12 protein-coding genes are annotated in these 16,992 nt (G+C 64.7%); 3 read left to right on the top strand and 9 right to left on the bottom strand.

The genetic code is table 11. The features are described from left to right. Positions 1-420 precede the first annotated feature (420 nt). Complete coding sequence (locus ABS769_RS12625; RefSeq protein ID WP_317061943.1) at positions 421-1,125, bottom strand: HAD family hydrolase; 705 nt, start codon at positions 1,123-1,125, stop codon at positions 421-423. A gap of 234 nt (positions 1,126-1,359) precedes the next feature. Between ABS769_RS12625 and ABS769_RS12620 the strand changes: the two genes are divergently transcribed. Next, a complete protein-coding gene (locus tag ABS769_RS12620; RefSeq protein WP_317061941.1) occupies positions 1,360-2,124 on the top strand; it encodes an ankyrin repeat domain-containing protein in 765 nt (254 codons plus the stop codon). A gap of 36 nt (positions 2,125-2,160) precedes the next feature. Then, the gene (locus tag ABS769_RS12615) at positions 2,161-3,357 is read left to right on the top strand and encodes an XVIPCD domain-containing protein (RefSeq protein WP_317061940.1); all 1,197 of its coding nucleotides are present in this window, start codon (positions 2,161-2,163) and stop codon (positions 3,355-3,357) included. Positions 3,358-3,402: 45 nt separating this feature from the next. Here the strand turns inward: ABS769_RS12615 and ABS769_RS12610 are convergent, their stop codons facing one another. The 7 genes from ABS769_RS12610 to paoA all read right to left on the bottom strand — a co-directional run bounded on the left by ABS769_RS12610 (position 3,403) and on the right by paoA (position 11,526). Next, on the bottom strand, positions 3,403-4,653 hold the full coding sequence (locus tag ABS769_RS12610; RefSeq protein ID WP_268214565.1) for a DUF819 domain-containing protein: 1,251 nt from the start codon (positions 4,651-4,653) through the stop codon (positions 3,403-3,405). 232 nt (positions 4,654-4,885) lie between these two features. Further along, positions 4,886-5,101, bottom strand: coding sequence for a hypothetical protein (locus tag ABS769_RS12605; RefSeq protein ID WP_006448858.1), 216 nt, complete (start codon positions 5,099-5,101; stop codon positions 4,886-4,888). A gap of 521 nt (positions 5,102-5,622) precedes the next feature. Continuing rightward, positions 5,623-6,231, bottom strand: a complete 609-nt coding sequence (locus ABS769_RS12600; protein WP_043889325.1) for a nucleotidyltransferase family protein — start codon at positions 6,229-6,231, stop codon at positions 5,623-5,625. A 433-nt stretch (positions 6,232-6,664) separates the two neighbouring features. Beyond that, the gene (locus tag ABS769_RS12595) at positions 6,665-7,714 is read right to left on the bottom strand and encodes an XdhC family protein (RefSeq protein WP_317061939.1); all 1,050 of its coding nucleotides are present in this window, start codon (positions 7,712-7,714) and stop codon (positions 6,665-6,667) included. Then, positions 7,711-9,918, bottom strand: a complete 2,208-nt coding sequence (gene paoC / locus ABS769_RS12590; RefSeq protein WP_317061938.1) for an aldehyde oxidoreductase molybdenum-binding subunit PaoC — start codon at positions 9,916-9,918, stop codon at positions 7,711-7,713. Before paoC ends, ABS769_RS12595 begins: the two co-directional genes overlap by 4 nt. A 1-nt stretch (position 9,919) precedes the next feature. Next, positions 9,920-10,870 (bottom strand): FAD binding domain-containing protein, encoded by a 951-nt coding sequence (locus ABS769_RS12585; protein WP_176341473.1) that lies wholly within the window; start codon positions 10,868-10,870, stop codon positions 9,920-9,922. After that, positions 10,867-11,526: an aldehyde dehydrogenase iron-sulfur subunit PaoA gene (paoA, locus tag ABS769_RS12580; protein WP_258077682.1), complete on the bottom strand. Its 660-nt coding sequence runs from the start codon at positions 11,524-11,526 to the stop codon at positions 10,867-10,869. The genes ABS769_RS12585 and paoA overlap by 4 nt, the downstream gene beginning before the upstream one ends. A gap of 358 nt (positions 11,527-11,884) precedes the next feature. Between paoA and ABS769_RS12575 the strand changes: the two genes are divergently transcribed. Then, positions 11,885-13,450 (top strand): sensor domain-containing diguanylate cyclase, encoded by a 1,566-nt coding sequence (locus ABS769_RS12575; RefSeq protein WP_374728737.1) that lies wholly within the window; start codon positions 11,885-11,887, stop codon positions 13,448-13,450. A 202-nt stretch (positions 13,451-13,652) separates the two neighbouring features. Here the strand turns inward: ABS769_RS12575 and ABS769_RS12570 are convergent, their stop codons facing one another. After that, a complete protein-coding gene (locus ABS769_RS12570; protein WP_317061937.1) occupies positions 13,653-16,970 on the bottom strand; it encodes an amidohydrolase family protein in 3,318 nt (1,105 codons plus the stop codon). Between the last annotated feature and the right edge of the window lie 22 nt (positions 16,971-16,992).

Here is a 16,992-nt window from a genome sequence, read left to right as displayed (position 1 = left end):
CCCGCCCACCATCGCGGGACACGCCGCAAGTACGTCCATGTAGGCTCTTACGCGGCATCCATGCCGCGTAAGGTCCCGCGACGGTGGGCGGGCAAGGGCCGGTCAGGATGATCGGTGTGCATGGTTGCAAGCAGTGCAATACGCGCGTTTTTTGGATGACGGCGCGAATGATGGCGCTCCTGATCAGCGTCGCAACGCGAACGAATAACAGGCAGGCTTTCAACGAACGACCTACGAACGTTCTGGTGCGGTGCCCTCACCGCTTGCGGGACCATGTGGCGGCATGGATGCCGCCACTGAGCCTCCAGGGACGGATTCACGGCGTGTCCCGCAAGCGGTGAGGGCACCGCGCGCTCGACTAACCAGGCTCTTGATCTAACGCATTTGACTGCAGCTAAACCAAGCGACGACTCGACCTCCTCAGCCAGCGCGCTTTTGCGCGAGCCGCTCGAACAACGCGGGTAAATCGCGCATATCGTCGAACACCTCCAGCACGCCGATCCGTCGCAGGGTGTCGCCGTGCCCTTGCGGAATATGGCTGGCGCCGGTAAAGCCCAGTACCTGCATTCCGGCCGCCAGTGCAGCCGTCGCACCGGTGGGGCTGTCTTCGATCACCAGACAGCGCTGCGGCGCCACGCCCAGTGTGCGTGCAGCCAGTAGATAGACATCCGGCGCGGGCTTGGGCCGCTCCACCATATCGGCACTGAAGATATTGCCCGCCGCGCGTGCGGTGAGCCCGACACGTTCGACCGACGAAATCACATTGTGCCGGCGGCTGTTGGAGGCCACTGCCAGCGGCAATGAGATCTGTTCCAGCGCGGCACGCGCGCCGGGAATCGGCTGCACTTGCGCCTTGATCAAGGCTTCGCTGCGCGCCTGAATTTGTGCCAGCAACGTCTCTGGCAACTGCACCGAGAAATGCTCCTGCACCCGCAGCAACACCTCACGCGTGGTCTGCCCGAACGTGGTCCCCAACAAATGCTCCAACGCCTCGGCCGGCACGAATGCTGCCAGTGCCTCACGCATCACCCGGTCGGCCAGTATCTCGCTGTCGACAAGCACGCCATCGCAATCGCTGATCAGTAAGTCGTAGACCATTGCACCTATCTGCTCGCAAAGCACCATTATGCCGGCCGGCTTGTGACCGTTGGCTGTGGCCGGTTGCACGCGTGCGATATGCCCGTCGTGATGCACAGACCAACGAGCAGCGGCAAGCGGGCTGAACAAGTGAAATCCGCAGCGCCGGCGCATGTCACACAATCTTACCGCGCGTCGTTCGGGCAGCTGGTAGGATCGGCCCCGCTGCAGAAGGACTTCACGCAGCGCCATCAGGAATGCGATCAGGAGAAGGAGATTTCGATGCAACCGCGATTCCCTGCCCTGCTCGTTCTTGCGACCTCGTTTCTCGCGGTCTCATGCACCGCCTCGCCCGGTGCCAAGGAGCAAACCACCATGTCAGCTACGCTGCAGGATCACACCGTCGCGTTCCGCGACCCCAGTCTGACCGATATCGCCAAGGCCATTGCGCATGGTGACGTCGCCCGAATTAGTGCACTCGCCCCCACTGTCGATCTCGCCGCACACGGCGATCAGAACGTCACCTTGCTGGAGTGGGCGATCTGGAACGAACAACCACGCGCACTGGCCGCATTGCTCGACGCCGGCGCAGATCCCTCATTGCCGGGCATGGACCAGGAAACCGTTGTGCATATGGCCGCGATGGCGCAGGACCCGGAGTATCTGAAGGTGCTGCTGCAGCACAAGGCGCCGATCGATGTAGTCAGCGCGCGTGCCGGCTGGACGCCGTTGTTCCGCGCCGTGCAGAGCAAGCGCGATGCGCAGATCGGCCTGTTGATCGAGGCGGGCGCCGATGTGCAGCGTGTCGACCACACCGGCAACAGCGTGCTACATCTGGCCGCACAGAGCGGCGCGGCAAGTCCTGCAGTGCTGCAATTGCTCAAGGCCGGTGTGGACCCCACGCTGCGCAACGCGCAGCAGAAAACCTTCCAGGCGTATTTCTTCACCACCCCGGATCGCTTGCTCAATGCCGCCGGCCAGCAGGTCAGGTCGGACGTACGCGCATGGTTGAGCGCGCACAACATTCCCGTGGAAAGCAGCCGCTAAGCGGGCTTTTCGCACGACGAACGCAAGGAGCCGCGCATGAGCCCGTCAAATCCCACTGATTCCTCCACTCCGTTCGCAGAGTCGATCCGCGGACAACAGCCACGCCCGGAAGACCAACAGTTTCCGGCAGTGCTGCAAGACCTCTACGCGACTGCCTCGCAGCGACGCGAAGGCAGCGCTGAAACTTTTACGCCCCTGCCCAATGGCTGGACGCGCATGGACGACAGCACGCTGCAACGGGCAGGTATCGACCCCAGCTTGCTGCACGATGCTAAAAGCGGTTTCGATGCCGCGTTCTACCGCAACGATCAAGGCAACGTGGTGCTTGGCTTTTGCGGCACCGACGAAGGCAAGGACTGGAAGCACAACATCGGCCAGGGCCTGGGCTTCGACGATGCGCAGTACGCCTCCGCAATTCAACTCGGCAGCCAGGCCCGGCAGGCCTTCGGCGACCAGGTAGTGATCACCGGGCACTCGCTCGGCGGCGGTCTGGCGGCGGCATCGGCGATGGTCAACGACATTCCAGCCGTGACCTACAACGCCGCAGGCGTCAACGACCGCACGCTGGAGCGGCAAGGTCTGGATGCATCGGCGGCCAAGGAGTACGCCAGCAGCGAATTGATCCGCGGCTATCACGTCAAGAACGAGATTCTCACCCATCTGCAGGAAGACAGCATCCCGCTGAAGTGGGCGATGCCCAATGCGGCCGGTCATCAGATCGAGCTGCCGGAGCCGGACCCGTTGTCGTTCGGGCGACGCCTGGTGCCGGGCATGATGTTGATGCACCGCATGGACCTGCACGGCATGGACTCGGTGATCAAGGCGCAGGACATGCAGTCGCCGAGGCAGGCGCAGGGCACGACCCTGCACACGGGTAGCCAGCTGTTCAACGATGCAGTGGTGCAGCTGGACAGCCAGCGCGAGCGACTGGGGCTGCGCGACGACACCGCGTTTCTCAACACGGCCGCCAGCGTGGCCGCGCGCGCAAGCAGCGATGGCCTGCAGCGGATCGATCACTTGGTCCCCAGCCGTGAGGGCGACAGCCTGTTCGCGGTGCAAGGCCGCATGGACGACCCGACCCATCTGCGCAGTCAGGTGCAGACCGCGGCGGCGGCCAACGAACCGGCGCAAGGCAATGTCGGCCAGCTGCAGCAACACAACCAGCAGCAGGCGCAATTTCAATCGCAGCCGGCTTCCCAGCAGCAGGAAGAGCATCGCCGCCTGATCCAGTAGTCGTCGTTGCCCGTCTCCGGGCACTGGCGCGCGCCAGTGCCCGGCTCAGCCCGCGCCCGCCATCGCGCGCAAGGTGATGCCGACCAGATAGGCCAGATAGGTGCCGGTGGCATAGCCCATCGTGCCGAGCAGCACACCGACCGGCGCCAGTGCCGGATGGAAGGCCGCAGCGACCACCGGCGCCGAGGCCGGGCCGCCGATGTTGGATTGCGAGCCGATCGCGAAATAGAAGAACGGCACCCGCAAAAGACGGCCCAGACCCCACAGCAGCGCGATGTGCACGGCGATCCAGATCAGCCCGAGCAGGAACAGCCATGGCCGGTCCAGCAGCGCCAGCAGATCCATCTGCATGCCGATGCAGGCGATCAGAAAGTACAGCAGCAGCGTGCCGATTTTGGAGGCGCCAGCCCCTTCCAGCGTACGGGCGCGGGTGAAGCTCAGCAGCAAGCCCAGACTGGTCGCCAGCACCACCACCCAGACGAACGGGGTGTCCAGACTGAACTGGCTGGCCCAGCTCAGGTTGGCCTTGCACCATGCCGCGAGCGGATTGGCCAGCGCATGCGCCAGGCCGACGCCACCGAACGCCACCGCCACGATCACCATCAAATCGGCCAACGTGGGAATGCGCGCGTGTTCGGCCTGGAAGCGCGCCATGCGCTCCTGCAAGGCATCCAGCGCCCGGGTATCGGCGCCGCTACGTGCATCGATGTTGCGCGCCCGCCCGGCCAGGAAGATCAGCACCGCCATCCACACATACCCGACACCGACATCGACCACCGCAAACTGGCCGAAGGTGGTGGCATCCACATCGAAGACTTCGCGCATTGCCAGCATGTTGGCGCCGCCACCGATCCAGCTGCCGGCCAGCGCCGCCATGCCGGCCCAGGTATCGCCCGCCACGGTGGCCGGATGCAGCCAGCGCATCACCCAGAACGCGACAACCGCACCCAGCATGATGCTCAGCGAAGCGCCCAGGTACATGGCGACCAACTTGGGCCCCAGCCCCAGGATCGCGCGCAGGTCGATACTCAGCGTCAGTAAGATCAGCGCCGCCGGCAGCAGCACGTCGCGGGCGATCGGGTTGTACAGACGGGTGTTGGCACCGTCGATCAGGCCGACGGTGTTGTAGATGCCCGGCAGCAGGTAGCACAGCAACAAGGCCGGCACCACGGCATAGAAACTCCGCCACGGGCCGCGCTCGCGCGAGGAGGTCCAGAACACCGCCCCCAAGGTGGCGGCGATCAAGCCGAAGACGACGATATCGTTTTGGATCAGCGCAGAACCGGCGACATTCACTACGGGCGGACATCCAGAAAGTGGCCGCCAATGCGCGGATCGACCAACAGCGGCCGATGGCATGAATCTAGCCGACCCGAGCCTCTACGCACACCCTGGTATCGATGTTGACATCAGCATCGTCACTACGAGCTTGCCGCCGAGATGATTCGTGGGCTGTGCGGGAAAGCCAATCGCCGATGTCGCAGATATAAAGCGAACAGAGGTAGTTCTAGATGTTTGTCAGACGCTCTCAGCCGTAACGCCGCACTACGCGTTCGCCCTCGGCGGTCTTCAACACCACGCCGCTGGGCTGGCCAGTGGTCAGGCAATGCAGCCTGGCCATCACTTCGGCGTTTTCCAACGCGCCCTGCTCGCGCAGATAACGCAGCGGCGACCACTGCGGCCGGGTGACCCACCAGCCGCCCTGTTCGGGATGGATGCGTACAACGTAGCGGGACTCGTCCATCAGGCCTCCGGCCAGTGCGTGCAGCGATCGAACGATGGTGCGTGATGCGTGCGGGCTATCGCAGCGCACTGCGCGTGGGGACGCGTTCCCTCCAGCATGCCGACGTGCCCTTACTCAAGGGGCCGCGGGAGAGTGGCCAAGGGCCCCGCGTCCGGCATAGCCAGAATGTTCTTTCGATTATGGGAATACCGTCGGGTGGACACTGGCAGTGCGGTAGGAAAATTCTTACATGACACCGGTCAGGCGCAGCGCTACAGTCGATCCCGAGCGGCGAACAGACGTCGCGAGCGGCCGTCAGGTAGCGCGGACGGTGGCAGCGGGGAGGTCAATCGCGCTTGGGAAGTGCCTCGGGGGAGGAGTTGCATGCATCTGCTCAGGAAGTTCCAGTTTCCGGTCAAGTCCGCGATGGTGGTGGGTTATGTCCTGGTGATCCGGGAAGCGATCGTCTTGTGGTCGTGAGTACGTCAGGCCTCTGACGCTCAGGCTGCCGCATCGCGCGGACCAAGACCCGTCATGGCGTCTCAGTCCGCGTCCACCCAGCCACGCTGTTGTGCGGCTGCCAGGTCGGCGGGCGTGTCCACGTCCAGGGCGAGTGCCGGTGCGCTCACGCAGCCCAGCGTCTGCACGTCCAGGCTGGCGAACAGGCCGCGCAGGCCGCTATCGGCCTGCAACGGCACATCTGCCCACGCGGCATGCGTCACTACTGCGGGGATGCCGCGTACCCCGGCGTAGCCGCTGGTGGCGCACCCCGAGGCTGCATGACCGGCCTCTTCGAGTAGCGCACGCAGATGCGGTGCGTCCAGCGCGGGTTGGTCGCAGCCCAGGATCAGACTGCGCCGCAGCGTTGTGTCGTCCTGCACGTAGTGCCGTAGCGCGGCCAGGCTGGAGCCCATGCCTGCAGACCAGTCGCCGTGCCGCAGCACTTCCACCTCCAGACCTTGCAGGACATCGGTCAGTGCATCGGCCTCTGCGCCCAGCACCACCACGCAGCGGCGCGGCGAGGTCTGCAGCGCGAGACGCGCGAAGCGACGCAACAGCGGCTCGCCATCGCGCATCAGCAATTGTTTTGCCCGGCCCAGACGACGGCCGGCGCCTGCGGCGAGTATCAGTGCAGCATGATCGCTGCTCATGCGCTCGATGCCGTGTGGCGTGGCGACGAATTTCGCGGTGTCGGCTGTGACTCGCGCTGTGGACTGCTGACCTGCACAGTGCAGGCGGGAACTGTGCTTGCAAGCGACGGACCTTGGTCAGCGTCGCGAGATGCGTCGTCATAGTGATCAGAAAATACGGTCATGGCGACGTCGCGCATAGTGGAGATCCGCTCAGCGTAGAGATCCGACTGTGCGTGCGGGGTGACTACGTGTTGCGTGTCAGCGAAACTTGTTCGCGAGGAATACGCACGTCCGCAGCTACGCCGCCAACCAATGCATACTCAATAATGCATATTAGAAATAATTAAAATTAAAGCAGCCTTGCCCAGCAGAAACTCGGTGTTTCTGCTTTTTTCAAGCAACCGTCAATGTTGAGCATCCGTGCATTGAACTAGCGCAGCGGCCTATCGCCTTATGCGCTTCGCGCTGCAATACCACTAGCCAACCCACCACTTCCCACCGCAGCAGCTTGCAGATCGGCGACCGCCTGCGTGGCCTCGGCGACGATGCCGAGCGCGATAGTGTGCGGCGACGAGCGCCCCATGCGCCAACCAGCGGGCAGTCGTAACCGGGCCAACGCTGCATCCTCGTGGCCGAGCGCACGCAGTGCCTGCAGACGCGCTTCGCGTTTGTGCCGGTTACCCAGAATGCCGATACAGGCGACGTTGGATGCGAGCCCACGATGCGCGACCTGCAGATCGATATCGCTGTCGTGGGCCAGGCTGTACAACGCGCTGTCTGCATCCAGCACCAGGTCCTGCAACGCCTCGCTCAACGCGCGGCGATCGTAGTGTTCCGGGGCCAGGCCAGGCGGTGGTTCGCTGGGGCCATGCGGTCGCAGCACGCGCAGCTCGATGCCCATCTGGCTGGCCAGGGTCACCAGCACCAGCAGCGCAGGATCGGCGCCGACCAATATCAATCGCAATGGCGGCCGATGCGTGCGCAGGAATTCGCTGGCGCGTACATCCTGCGTATTCGCCGGGTAGCGCACTGCGCCGGACTCTCGATCCAGCGCGACGTGGAACGCGCGGCGATGCTGACGCGCATTGCGCCAGCGTGCCAGATGCTCGGCCAGATCCGGCACCGGCCAGACCAGCACGCCGATGCGTCCGCCACAGCTGAGCTGGATGTCGAGCACCTCGCTGCCCTCGCCGTAATCGAGCAAACGCGGCTGGCCGTCGCGCAGTGCCGCGATGGCTTCGTGCGCCACCGCCGCTTCCACGCACCCGCCGGAGACGTAACCGGCCACCCGGCCGTCTGCGCTGATCGCCATCTCGCTGCCCAATGGGCGCGGCGACGAGCCTTGCACATTGATCAGCGTGGCGATCGCCACCCGCTGCCCTGCCCGATGCCAGGCGGTGAGCGTGGGCAGCAAATCGTCGTGCAACGCATAGCTCGGCCATGCCGGCCATGCCGGCTCGGCCGGCGGCGCATGCGCGACCGGGGCCACCAACGCACTCACGCGCGCAGCAACTCGGGCATGTGCGGCAGCAGCTTGTCGAGCGTGACCGGATAATCGCGCACGCGCACGCCAGTGGCGTTGTAGACCGCATTGGCGATGGCCGCAGCGACGCCACAAATGCCCAACTCGCCCACGCCCTTGGCCTTCATCGGCGAGGACATCGGGTCGCTTTCTTCGAGAAAAATCACTTCCTGATGCGGGATGTCCGCATGCACCGGCACTTCGTAACCGGCCAGGTCGTGATTGACGAAAAAGCCCAGCCGCTTGTCGACCGCCAGCTCTTCCATCAAGGCGGCGCCTGCGCCCATGGTCATGCCGCCGATCACCTGGCTCCGCGCCGATTTGGGGTTGAGGATGCGTCCGGCCGCGCACACCGCGAGCATGCGCCGGATGCGTACCTCTGCGGTGGCGATATCCACGCCGACTTCGACAAAGTGCGCGCCGAACGTGGAGAGCTGATGCGTCTTGGACAGATCACCGAACTCGATCTTGTCTTCCACCACCAACGCACCGTTGGCCGCCGCATCACCCAGCGCGATGCGCTTGCCGCCTGCGCGTACATGGCCGTCGGCGAATTCGGCCTTGGCCGGGTCCAGACCGAGTTGCTTGGCAACGGCTTCGCGCAGCTTCACCGACGCTGCATACACGCCGGCCGTCGAGCTATTGGCGCCCCACTGACCGCCGGAACCGGCCGATGCCGGGAAGCTGGAATCGCCCAGGCGCACATCCACCCAATCCAGCGGAACGCCCATCATTTCCGCAGCGGTCTGCGCAATGATGGTGTAGGAGCCGGTGCCGATATCGGTCATGTCGGTTTCCACCACCACGCGCCCACCCTGCTCCAGGCGCATGCGCGCGCCGGAGGTCATCGCCGGTGAATTACGGAATGCGGCTGCCACACCCATGCCAACCAACCAGCGACCATCACGGGTGCTGGCCGGCTTGGACTTGCGCTTGGACCACTCGAACCGCTTGGCGCCGTCTTCCAGACACTTGACCAACTGCCGCTGCGAGAACGGACGCTGCGGATTTTCCGGATCCACCTGGGTGTCGTTGACGACGCGGAACGTGACCGGATCCATGTCAAGCTTTTCCGCCATTTCGTCCATCGCCACTTCCAGCGCCATCAAGCCCGGTGCTTCGCCGGGCGCACGCATCGCATTACCTTCCGGCAGATCCAGTACCGCCAAACGCGTGGCGATCAACCGATTGGCACCGGCATAGAGCAGCTGGGTCTGCGCGGCCGCGATCTCGGGGCCGCCCTCGGGCAAGTCGCCGGACCAGCTTTCATGTGCAATCGCGGTGATCTTGCCATCGCGCTGCGCACCGATGCGGATGTGCTGCAGGGTGGCCGGGCGATGCGTGGTGTTGTTGAAGATCAGCGGCCGCGGCAACATCACCTTGACCGGGCGCCCCACCTGGCGTGCAGCCAACGAGGCCAGCACTGCATCGGCGCGCAGGAACAATTTTCCACCGAAGCCACCACCGATATACGGCGACATCAGGCGGACGTTTTCGCGCGGAATATTCAGCGTTTTCGCCAGATCGCCGGCGCTCCAGTTGATCATCTGATTGGAGGTCCAGACGCTGAGCTTGTCGCCTTCCCACTGTGCGATCGAAGCATGCGGCTCCATCATCGCGTGCGAATGGTCGGGCGTGGTGTATTCGGCATCCAGCTGCACCGGTGCGGCTGCGAAGGCGCCGGCGAAGTTACCGACTGCACTATTCGGCGCGCCGCCTTCCTTGGTGACCTTGGCGCCATCGCGTGCTTTTTCCAGATCGTAGGCGCCAACATGGCGACCGTAGTCGACCTTGATCAGCTGGCCTGCGGCACGCGCCTGTTCGAAAGTCTCGGCAACCACCACGGCAATGGCCTGGTGATAGTGCTGAATCTCGGGCCCGCCCAGCAATTTGGCCGTGTTGTATTTGCCTTTGTCCAGCTTGCCGGCGTTCTGCGCAGTGACAATCCCGAGCACGCCAGGCGCATTGCGTGCAGCGCTCAGATCGATACTGCGGATGGTGCCTTTGGAGATGCCTGCACCGATGACATGGCCGTAGGCCGCGCGAGCAGGCAGGTCGTGGTGTTCGTACGCATACGGCGCCTGGCCGGCGGTTTTGAGCGGACCATCGATGCGATCGACAGGCTTGCCGACAACCTTGAGTTGATCGATGGGATTGGTACCGGCGGGAGTGTCGAATTTCATATCAGGCCCTCGTGTCGGCCAGGATCGCGGTCAAGGTGCGCTCCACCAGCGGCAGCTTGAATGCATTGTGTTCGGTCGGCTGTGCGCCATCGAGCAGCACAGAGGCGATGGCACGCGCACCTTGGCGCGACTGCGCTTCGGCGGCTTCGCTGCGCCAGGGTTTGTGCGCAACGCCACCCACACCCACACGTGCGCTGCCATCGCGCTGCACGACTGCTGCAACCGACACCAACGCAAACGCATATGACGCGCGGTCGCGCACCTTGCGATAGACATGCGTCCCGCCAATCGGCTTGGGCAAGCTCACCGCAGTGATCAGCTCACCGCGTTCCAGGACGGTTTCCAGATGCGGTGTCTTGCCAGGCGCGCGATAGAACTCGGACAACGGCACGGCACGCGTCTGCCCATCGGGGCGTACTGTCTCCACCACCGCATCCAGCACGCGCATCGCAATCGCCATGTCGCTTGGATGGGTGGCGATGCAGTCTTCGCTGACACCGATCACTGCAAGCTGCCGGTTGAAACCGCCGATCGCCGCGCAGCCGCTGCCAGGCAGGCGCTTGTTGCAGGGCTGATTGGTATCGTAAAAATAGGGGCAACGCGTACGCTGCAGCAGATTGCCGGCGGTGGTCGCACGATTGCGCAACTGCCCCGAGGCACCTGCCAACAATGCGCGCGACAACAGTGCGTAATCGCGGCGCACGCGCGCATCTGCGGCCAGATCGGTGTTGCGCACCAGCGCACCGATCCGCAGGCCACCCTCCGGCGTTGCCTCGATGGTGTCCAGGCTCAGGCCATTGACATCGATCAGGTGCGAAGGCGTTTCGATCTGCAGCTTCATCAGATCCAGCAGGTTCGTACCGCCTGCGATGAACTTGGCACCCGGCTGACGCGCAGCCTTGGCTGCTGCATCGGCCGGCGAAGTGGCGCGCTCGTAGCTAAAGGCCTTCATGCGCGGTCTCCGGCGACATCGTTGATCGCGTCGACAATGTTGGAATACGCACCACAGCGGCAGATATTGCCGCTCATGCGTTCCTGCAGTTCGGGAGTGGTGAGCCTGGTCTTGCCGGTGAGATCTTCAGTGACGTGGCTGGGAATGCCGCGCTTGACTTCGTCCAGCACCGCCACCGCCGAACAGATCTGGCCCGGCGTGCAATAGCCGCACTGATAGCCATCGTGTTTGACGAACGCGGCCTGCATCGGATGCAGCTTGTCGGGCGTTCCCAGTCCTTCGATGGTGGTGATCTTGCCGCCCTGATGCATGACGGCCAGCGACAAGCAGGAGTTCATGCGCTGCCCATCGACGATGACCGTACACGCACCGCATTGGCCGTGATCGCAGCCCTTCTTGGTGCCGGTCAGGTGCAAGTGCTCGCGCAAGGCGTCCAGCAACGTGGTGCGATTATCCAACGTCAATGTCACCGGCTTGCCGTTGACCTCGAATGCAACCTGGCTCGACGCATTGGCCGGTTCGACCGCTTGACGCTGCGACATCGCAGTGGCGGCAGTCGCCGCCATCGACTGGGTTGCGGCAACGCTGGCTGCCGACGCCGTGCCAGCGATCAGTACCTCGCGACGGGTCATCTTGATGTCTCTCATGGCTGGCATCTCCAACAATGCTGGCTTATTCAGTTCTTAAATAATGTGAAGCGTGGCCGGTCACAAGCGCGTGAGTAAGTGCCATCGGCGCGGACTGGAACACGGAGGTGAAACACAGGGATGGACCGAGTTTAGTGCCGGTCTATGCGCGCATTGGCGGCATGGGGTGCATGCACCTATGAACCCCGCTCATCATTGCGGCCAGGGATTTCACGACGTGTTCGCATACGCGCGCGAGGCGTGTTTCTCGTCATCCAGCCACACGCATGGTCGCTCGCAAGCAAGCCGGACAATGCAACCGTCGGCAATCAAATGACGGCTGCCGAGCACATGCGGAGACAATCACAGATTGGTGCAGTGCTCTTGAATGCCGTACAGCTGCGGTCCAGGGCAACGCGTACGCTGGCACACCCATTGCAGGGTCTTGGTGTCCAGACAGGTAGCCACCGTGACATCAGTCAGCAAGCAACGGCGACAACGTGCACAGCGCATTGCGCTGCACTTCGTGCTGATCGCCTCGTGGCTGCTACTGCTGGGTTCGGAGTACTGGTCGATCCACGAGGAACGCGCCACCGCGTTGCGCACCGCCGAAGCGCAGTCCTTGAATCTGGCCAACTCGCTTGCGCAGCATGCCGGCGACACCATGGCGATCGCCGATGCGGTGTTGTCGGGTCTGGTTGCGCGGGTAGAACACGATCAGGCCTCGGCAGCCGCGCGATCAGCGATGCATGGATTTCTGGTGCGCGAGGCACGCCGCTCGGATCGGCTGCATGGCATTTTCATCTACGCCGCAGACGGCAGTTGGGTGAGTTCGTCGTTGAACAGCGCACCTAGAAAGCAGAACAATGCCGACCGCGCCTACTTCAAATATCACCGCGATCATCGCGATGCCTTGTCGCTGGTCGGCCCGCCCGTGCAAAGCCGTTCCGATGGCAGCTGGGTGCTTACCCTGAGCCGGCGACTCAACACGCCCGGTGGCGAGTTTGCAGGGGTGGTATTGGTCACACTGCAACTGAAGTATTTCCAGAACTACTACAGCACTTTCGAAGTGGGCCCCAATGGCACGATCGGCATTATCAACGACGATGGCATCGTGCTGGTACGCCGCCCCGACAAACAGGGCGTGATCGGCACATCGATCGCCGGCACCGCGATCTACGTCAACATCCGCGCGCACAAACATGGCACTGCGACCTATCGCTCACCGATCGACGGTGTGAAGCGCATTTCCAGCTTCGCTCCCGCACGCCCGTATCCGTTGACCGTGCTGACCGGTGTGTCGGTGGACGATGCATTGGCAACCTGGCGGCAATCCGCACGCCAGCGGATCGTGATCGCCACGCTGGGGTTTGCACTGTTGCTGGCGGTCGGCCTCTGGCTGGATCTGCAATTGCGCCGCATGCATCGCAACGAAGCCAAACTCAGCTCCGAAGCCTGGGTGGACGCGCTGACCGGCATCGCAAACCGGCGCGCATTCGACTACCGGCTGTCGCGCGCGCTGCAGGACGCGGTGCGTCTGCAGGCACCGTTGTCGGTGCTGATGATCGATGTGGACCATTTCAAGCTCTACAACGACACCTATGGTCATGTGAACGGCGATGCCTGCCTGCGTTTGATCGCGCGTGCGATCGCCGAGTGTTCGCGGCGCAGCGACGACATTGCCGCGCGCTATGGCGGCGAAGAGTTCGGCATGATCCTGCCGCATACCGACGCTGCTGGCGCGCTGCGCTTGGCCGATGCCGTGCGCAGCGCGGTCGCCGGGCTCGGCCTGATGCACCTGTCCAGCCCCACCAGCGCGCACGTCACCGTGAGCGTGGGCGCGGCGACGTTCGAACCGGGCGAAGCGCCACTGACACCCGACGCGTTCGTGCACGACGCCGATTCGGCACTGTATCGCGCCAAACAGAACGGGCGGGATCGGACGTCGGCATGAGCGAGCAATCGCACGTGTCAGATGCCAACAGGTGCGGCAATTGGTGCACAGTTTTTTCATCCCTTTTCGACGCGGTGATCCGCGAAGCAGGCACCAACAAGGCCACGTCTAAAGCAGCGTCCGGCCGACTCTCACCGCAGAGATTGGCAACGCCATCGTGGGATTCGTCCCGGCCAGAAATAGTTGGCCTGCCAAGCTAAACCTAGTGCAATGCGTCGCCGTGATGCCAGAGCGCGGGAATTCTATTTTCTCGAGGCCAGAGTTCATCCAGTGTCGGCACCTCGCGCAAACGGCCGCCCAGCATCACTGCGTCGATCTTTTGCGCGTTGCGGATATCCAGGCGCGGGTCGGCCTGCAGGATCACCAGATCGGCCAGCTTGCCCGCCTCCAGGCTGCCCAGTTCCGCAACGCGGCCGATGCTGCGCGCACCACCTAGCGTGGCGGCCTGCAATACCTCGACCGGGGTCATGCCACCCTCCACATGCGCCTGCATTTCCCAGTGCAGCCCGGGCCCGGCGATCTCGCCATGCGAGCCCATCGCCACCAGCCCGCCCGCACGCTGGATACGCGCCACATCGCCAGCAATGCGCGGATAAAGCATCAGCGATGGATCGATCCAGCGCTGCGACTGCACCTGCTGCATGGCCACCTCGTACGGCCGCGTAGCGCGGAACGTGGCATCGCCCAGCGGCCGATCGCGGATGACGTAGTTGTTCTGCGCCGCAGGGCCACCGTTGGCGATCATCAGCGTTGCGTCATAACTTGTGCCACTGCGTGCCATCAGCTCGATCACGTCGCGGTACAGCGGTGTTGGCAGTGCGTGTTCGTGCCCGGCATAGCCGTCCATGACCTGATTGAGGTCGAGTTTCAGCGCCAGCGAGCCCTCGCTGGTGGGGCGCATGCCCAGCTCGTGCGCGGCCTGCACCAGCCACTGGCGCTGGCGGCGATTACCGACCAGATACTGTTTGACGGTGCGTGTGCGGTAGTGGTCGCGATAACGACGAAGCAAGGCGCGCGCCTCATCCAGTGAGGCGATGCGGTTGAACGAGAACATCGCCATGCCGGTGGTCGGCGCGCGTGCGCCCACTACCCTCCCGGCATCGACCAGATCCTGGTAGGCCAGCATGTCGATGCTCAGCGACGACGGATCGAAGGCGGTGGTGATCCCGTAGGCCAGTCGCGCGCGCAGGCCCCAAGGCCGCATGTCGAGCAGGTCGCGGCGAAAATCGGCGACGTGGTCATGCACATCGATCAGACCCGGAATGATGAAGCGCCCGCTGACATCGCGCAGTTGCGCGCCGGCCGGCACTTCCACGCTGCCGCGCCGACCGATCGCGGCAATGCGTCCATCGCGCACCAGCAGGTCGGCATCGGCAATGACCTCATCGCCACGCTGCGTGAGCGCAGTGGCGCCACGCAGCAGCAGCGTGCCGTGGGCCACATCGCGCGGCACTTCCACCCTGGCTTGCACCATTTGCGTGTTGCGCCCTGGCGTTGGCACGTCTGCATCCCAGCCCGGCGCATCGGCAGCATGCAGGGCGATGTCGGCGCGTGCACGGCGGTAGACGCTCGAACCGATCGACCAGGTCATCGTGCGGCCGTCCGCACTCCACCCGAAATAATCGGCGCCGACATCGGTGATGCGCCGATGGCGCATGCCCGGCGCCAGCAGATCGACCGTTGTTCCCTTCGCCGGCACCGGCAGCAGGTGCAACTGCTGGGCGACCTGGGCCAGCAGCCACTGGCCGTCGGGACTGATCCGCAGGTCGTCCACCGGGACGCTGCCGTCCTGGAAGTACCAACCCGGCCCCTTCACCACGATGGGTGCATCGGCAAGGCCGCTGCGCAGATCAATGCCGAGCAGGCCGCCGCTGCCCATCGCGTAGACGCGGTCAGCATCCGCACCGAAGTGCAGCGTGCCGCCCAACGTCCCGCGATAGAGGACCCTGGCCTGGCCGCCCTGCGCCGACAACTGTTGCAGCTGCGCCTCACGCACGCTGCCAAACACCATTGAGGCCTGCATGCGTGCCACGTTGTCGGAGGCCACCACCAGCACGTCGTGACCATCACGGGTGAACAACGGATGGGTGTAATACGCGCCGGGCCCGTGGCTGAGCTGGCGCGGCGCGGCGGCACCGGGCGCCAAGGACCAGACCTGACCACCCTCGCCGCCTTCCCAGGTGACGTACGTCACCGCTTTACCATCCGGCGCCCAGCTGGGATGGAAGGCCGGCACATCGCCGGTGGGCAGCCGCTTCGGCAGCGCGCCATCTTCCATGTCCATCAGATAGAGCGCGCCCAACGCGGAGAACGCCACCCGCGTGCCGTCCGGCGACACTGCAGGATCCTGGATCAGCCGCGCCTGGACCGGGCCTGTTTCCTGACGGATGTCGGCGCCGGTCAGTGGCCCCAGCTCCAGGTCGACCGACGCGATAAACGGAATCGCGCGGGGGGCCTCACGATCCAGCGCGATGCGCTCGAAGCGGCCGTTGCGGCTCAGCAGCAGCGCACGCCCGTCGCGCGTGAAGGCATAGCGCGGCACCAGATCCTGCCAGCTTTGCGCCTGGCTCTGGTCGTGCGCGATCGGGAAGGCAATCCAGCGGTCCTCGCCGGTGGCGAGCGTGCGCAGGCGCAGACCGGTCTGGCCCTGCTGGCGGGTGGCGTAGGCCAGCTGCTTGCCGTCCGGCGAGAGCCGCGGGCTGAAATAGGTACCGGGAAACGGCCGGCGCCCCGGGACGCCGGGCACCGGCAAGATCGTCTCTTCCTTGCCGGTCGCCAGGTCGCGTCGCACGATCGACCACAGATCCAGCTCGGCGCTGTCCTTGTCGCCGCTGCGGCGCGCAGCGTAAAGCTGCCTGCCATCCGGCGACACCACCGCGCCCAGCGTGCTCTGCTTGCTGCCGGCGCCCTCCGCGCGGACCGGTGCGACCAGGCGTTCGCTGCCATCCAGTCCGTAGCGCCACAGCTCGTAATCGTTGACCGACCAGCGGAAGCGGCTGGCGTACAGGGCGCTGCCGTCGGGCGCCCAGGCCGGCGACACCAACACGGTATCGTCGTCGCCGAAAGTGAGCTGCTGCGCATCGCGCCCATCGGGCCGCATGCGCCACAGGTTTTCCGCACCGCTGCGGTCGCTGACAAAGGCGATCCAGTGTCCGTCCGGCGAAAACGTCGGCTGGCTGTCGAAGCCCAGGCCGCGGCTGATCGCCTTGGCCCGGCCGCCGTCGGCGTCCAGCGTGTACAGATCCCCGAGCAGGTCGAACACCAGCCGGCCATCGCGCGGCGACACGTCCAGCCCCATCCAGGTGCCTTCATCGGTCTCGAAGGCGATGCGGCGCGTGGCCTGCAGTGGCAGCGTCTGTCCCGGCGCCTGCTGCGGGCGCGGCACGCTGGGCGTGGCCGCTGCACCGGCCGCATCGGCCAGCCACGGCAGCGGCAGGTGCTCGGCGGGATCGTGGGCCAGCGCGACAGCCGCGGCGATCGACAGACAGCCCATCAGGCCAAGACCGAACCACTGACGCACGCCACGCTCCTTCATCAAGGCG

It is taken from the genome of Xanthomonas hortorum (assembly GCF_040279205.1).
Taxonomy (GTDB): domain Bacteria; phylum Pseudomonadota; class Gammaproteobacteria; order Xanthomonadales; family Xanthomonadaceae; genus Xanthomonas; species Xanthomonas hortorum_F.
The sequence above is the reverse complement of the archived record's forward strand: the minus strand, read 5'-3'. Positions and strand labels throughout refer to the sequence as shown.

Bases quoted from the DNA above. Each gene is read 5' to 3' on its own strand.
- ABS769_RS12625 (WP_317061943.1), bottom strand. From the start codon at position 1,125: ATGGTGCTTTGCGAGCAGATAGGTGCAATGGTCTACGACTTACTGATC.
- ABS769_RS12620 (WP_317061941.1), top strand. From the start codon at position 1,360: ATGCAACCGCGATTCCCTGCCCTGCTCGTTCTTGCGACCTCGTTTCTC.
- ABS769_RS12615 (WP_317061940.1), top strand. From the start codon at position 2,161: ATGAGCCCGTCAAATCCCACTGATTCCTCCACTCCGTTCGCAGAGTCG.
- ABS769_RS12605 (WP_006448858.1), bottom strand. From the start codon at position 5,101: ATGGACGAGTCCCGCTACGTTGTACGCATCCATCCCGAACAGGGCGGC.
- ABS769_RS12600 (WP_043889325.1), bottom strand. From the start codon at position 6,231: ATGAGCAGCGATCATGCTGCACTGATACTCGCCGCAGGCGCCGGCCGT.
- paoC (WP_317061938.1), bottom strand. From the start codon at position 9,918: ATGAAATTCGACACTCCCGCCGGTACCAATCCCATCGATCAACTCAAG.
- ABS769_RS12585 (WP_176341473.1), bottom strand. From the start codon at position 10,870: ATGAAGGCCTTTAGCTACGAGCGCGCCACTTCGCCGGCCGATGCAGCA.
- paoA (WP_258077682.1), bottom strand. From the start codon at position 11,526: ATGCCAGCCATGAGAGACATCAAGATGACCCGTCGCGAGGTACTGATC.
- ABS769_RS12575 (WP_374728737.1), top strand. From the start codon at position 11,885: ATGCCGTACAGCTGCGGTCCAGGGCAACGCGTACGCTGGCACACCCAT.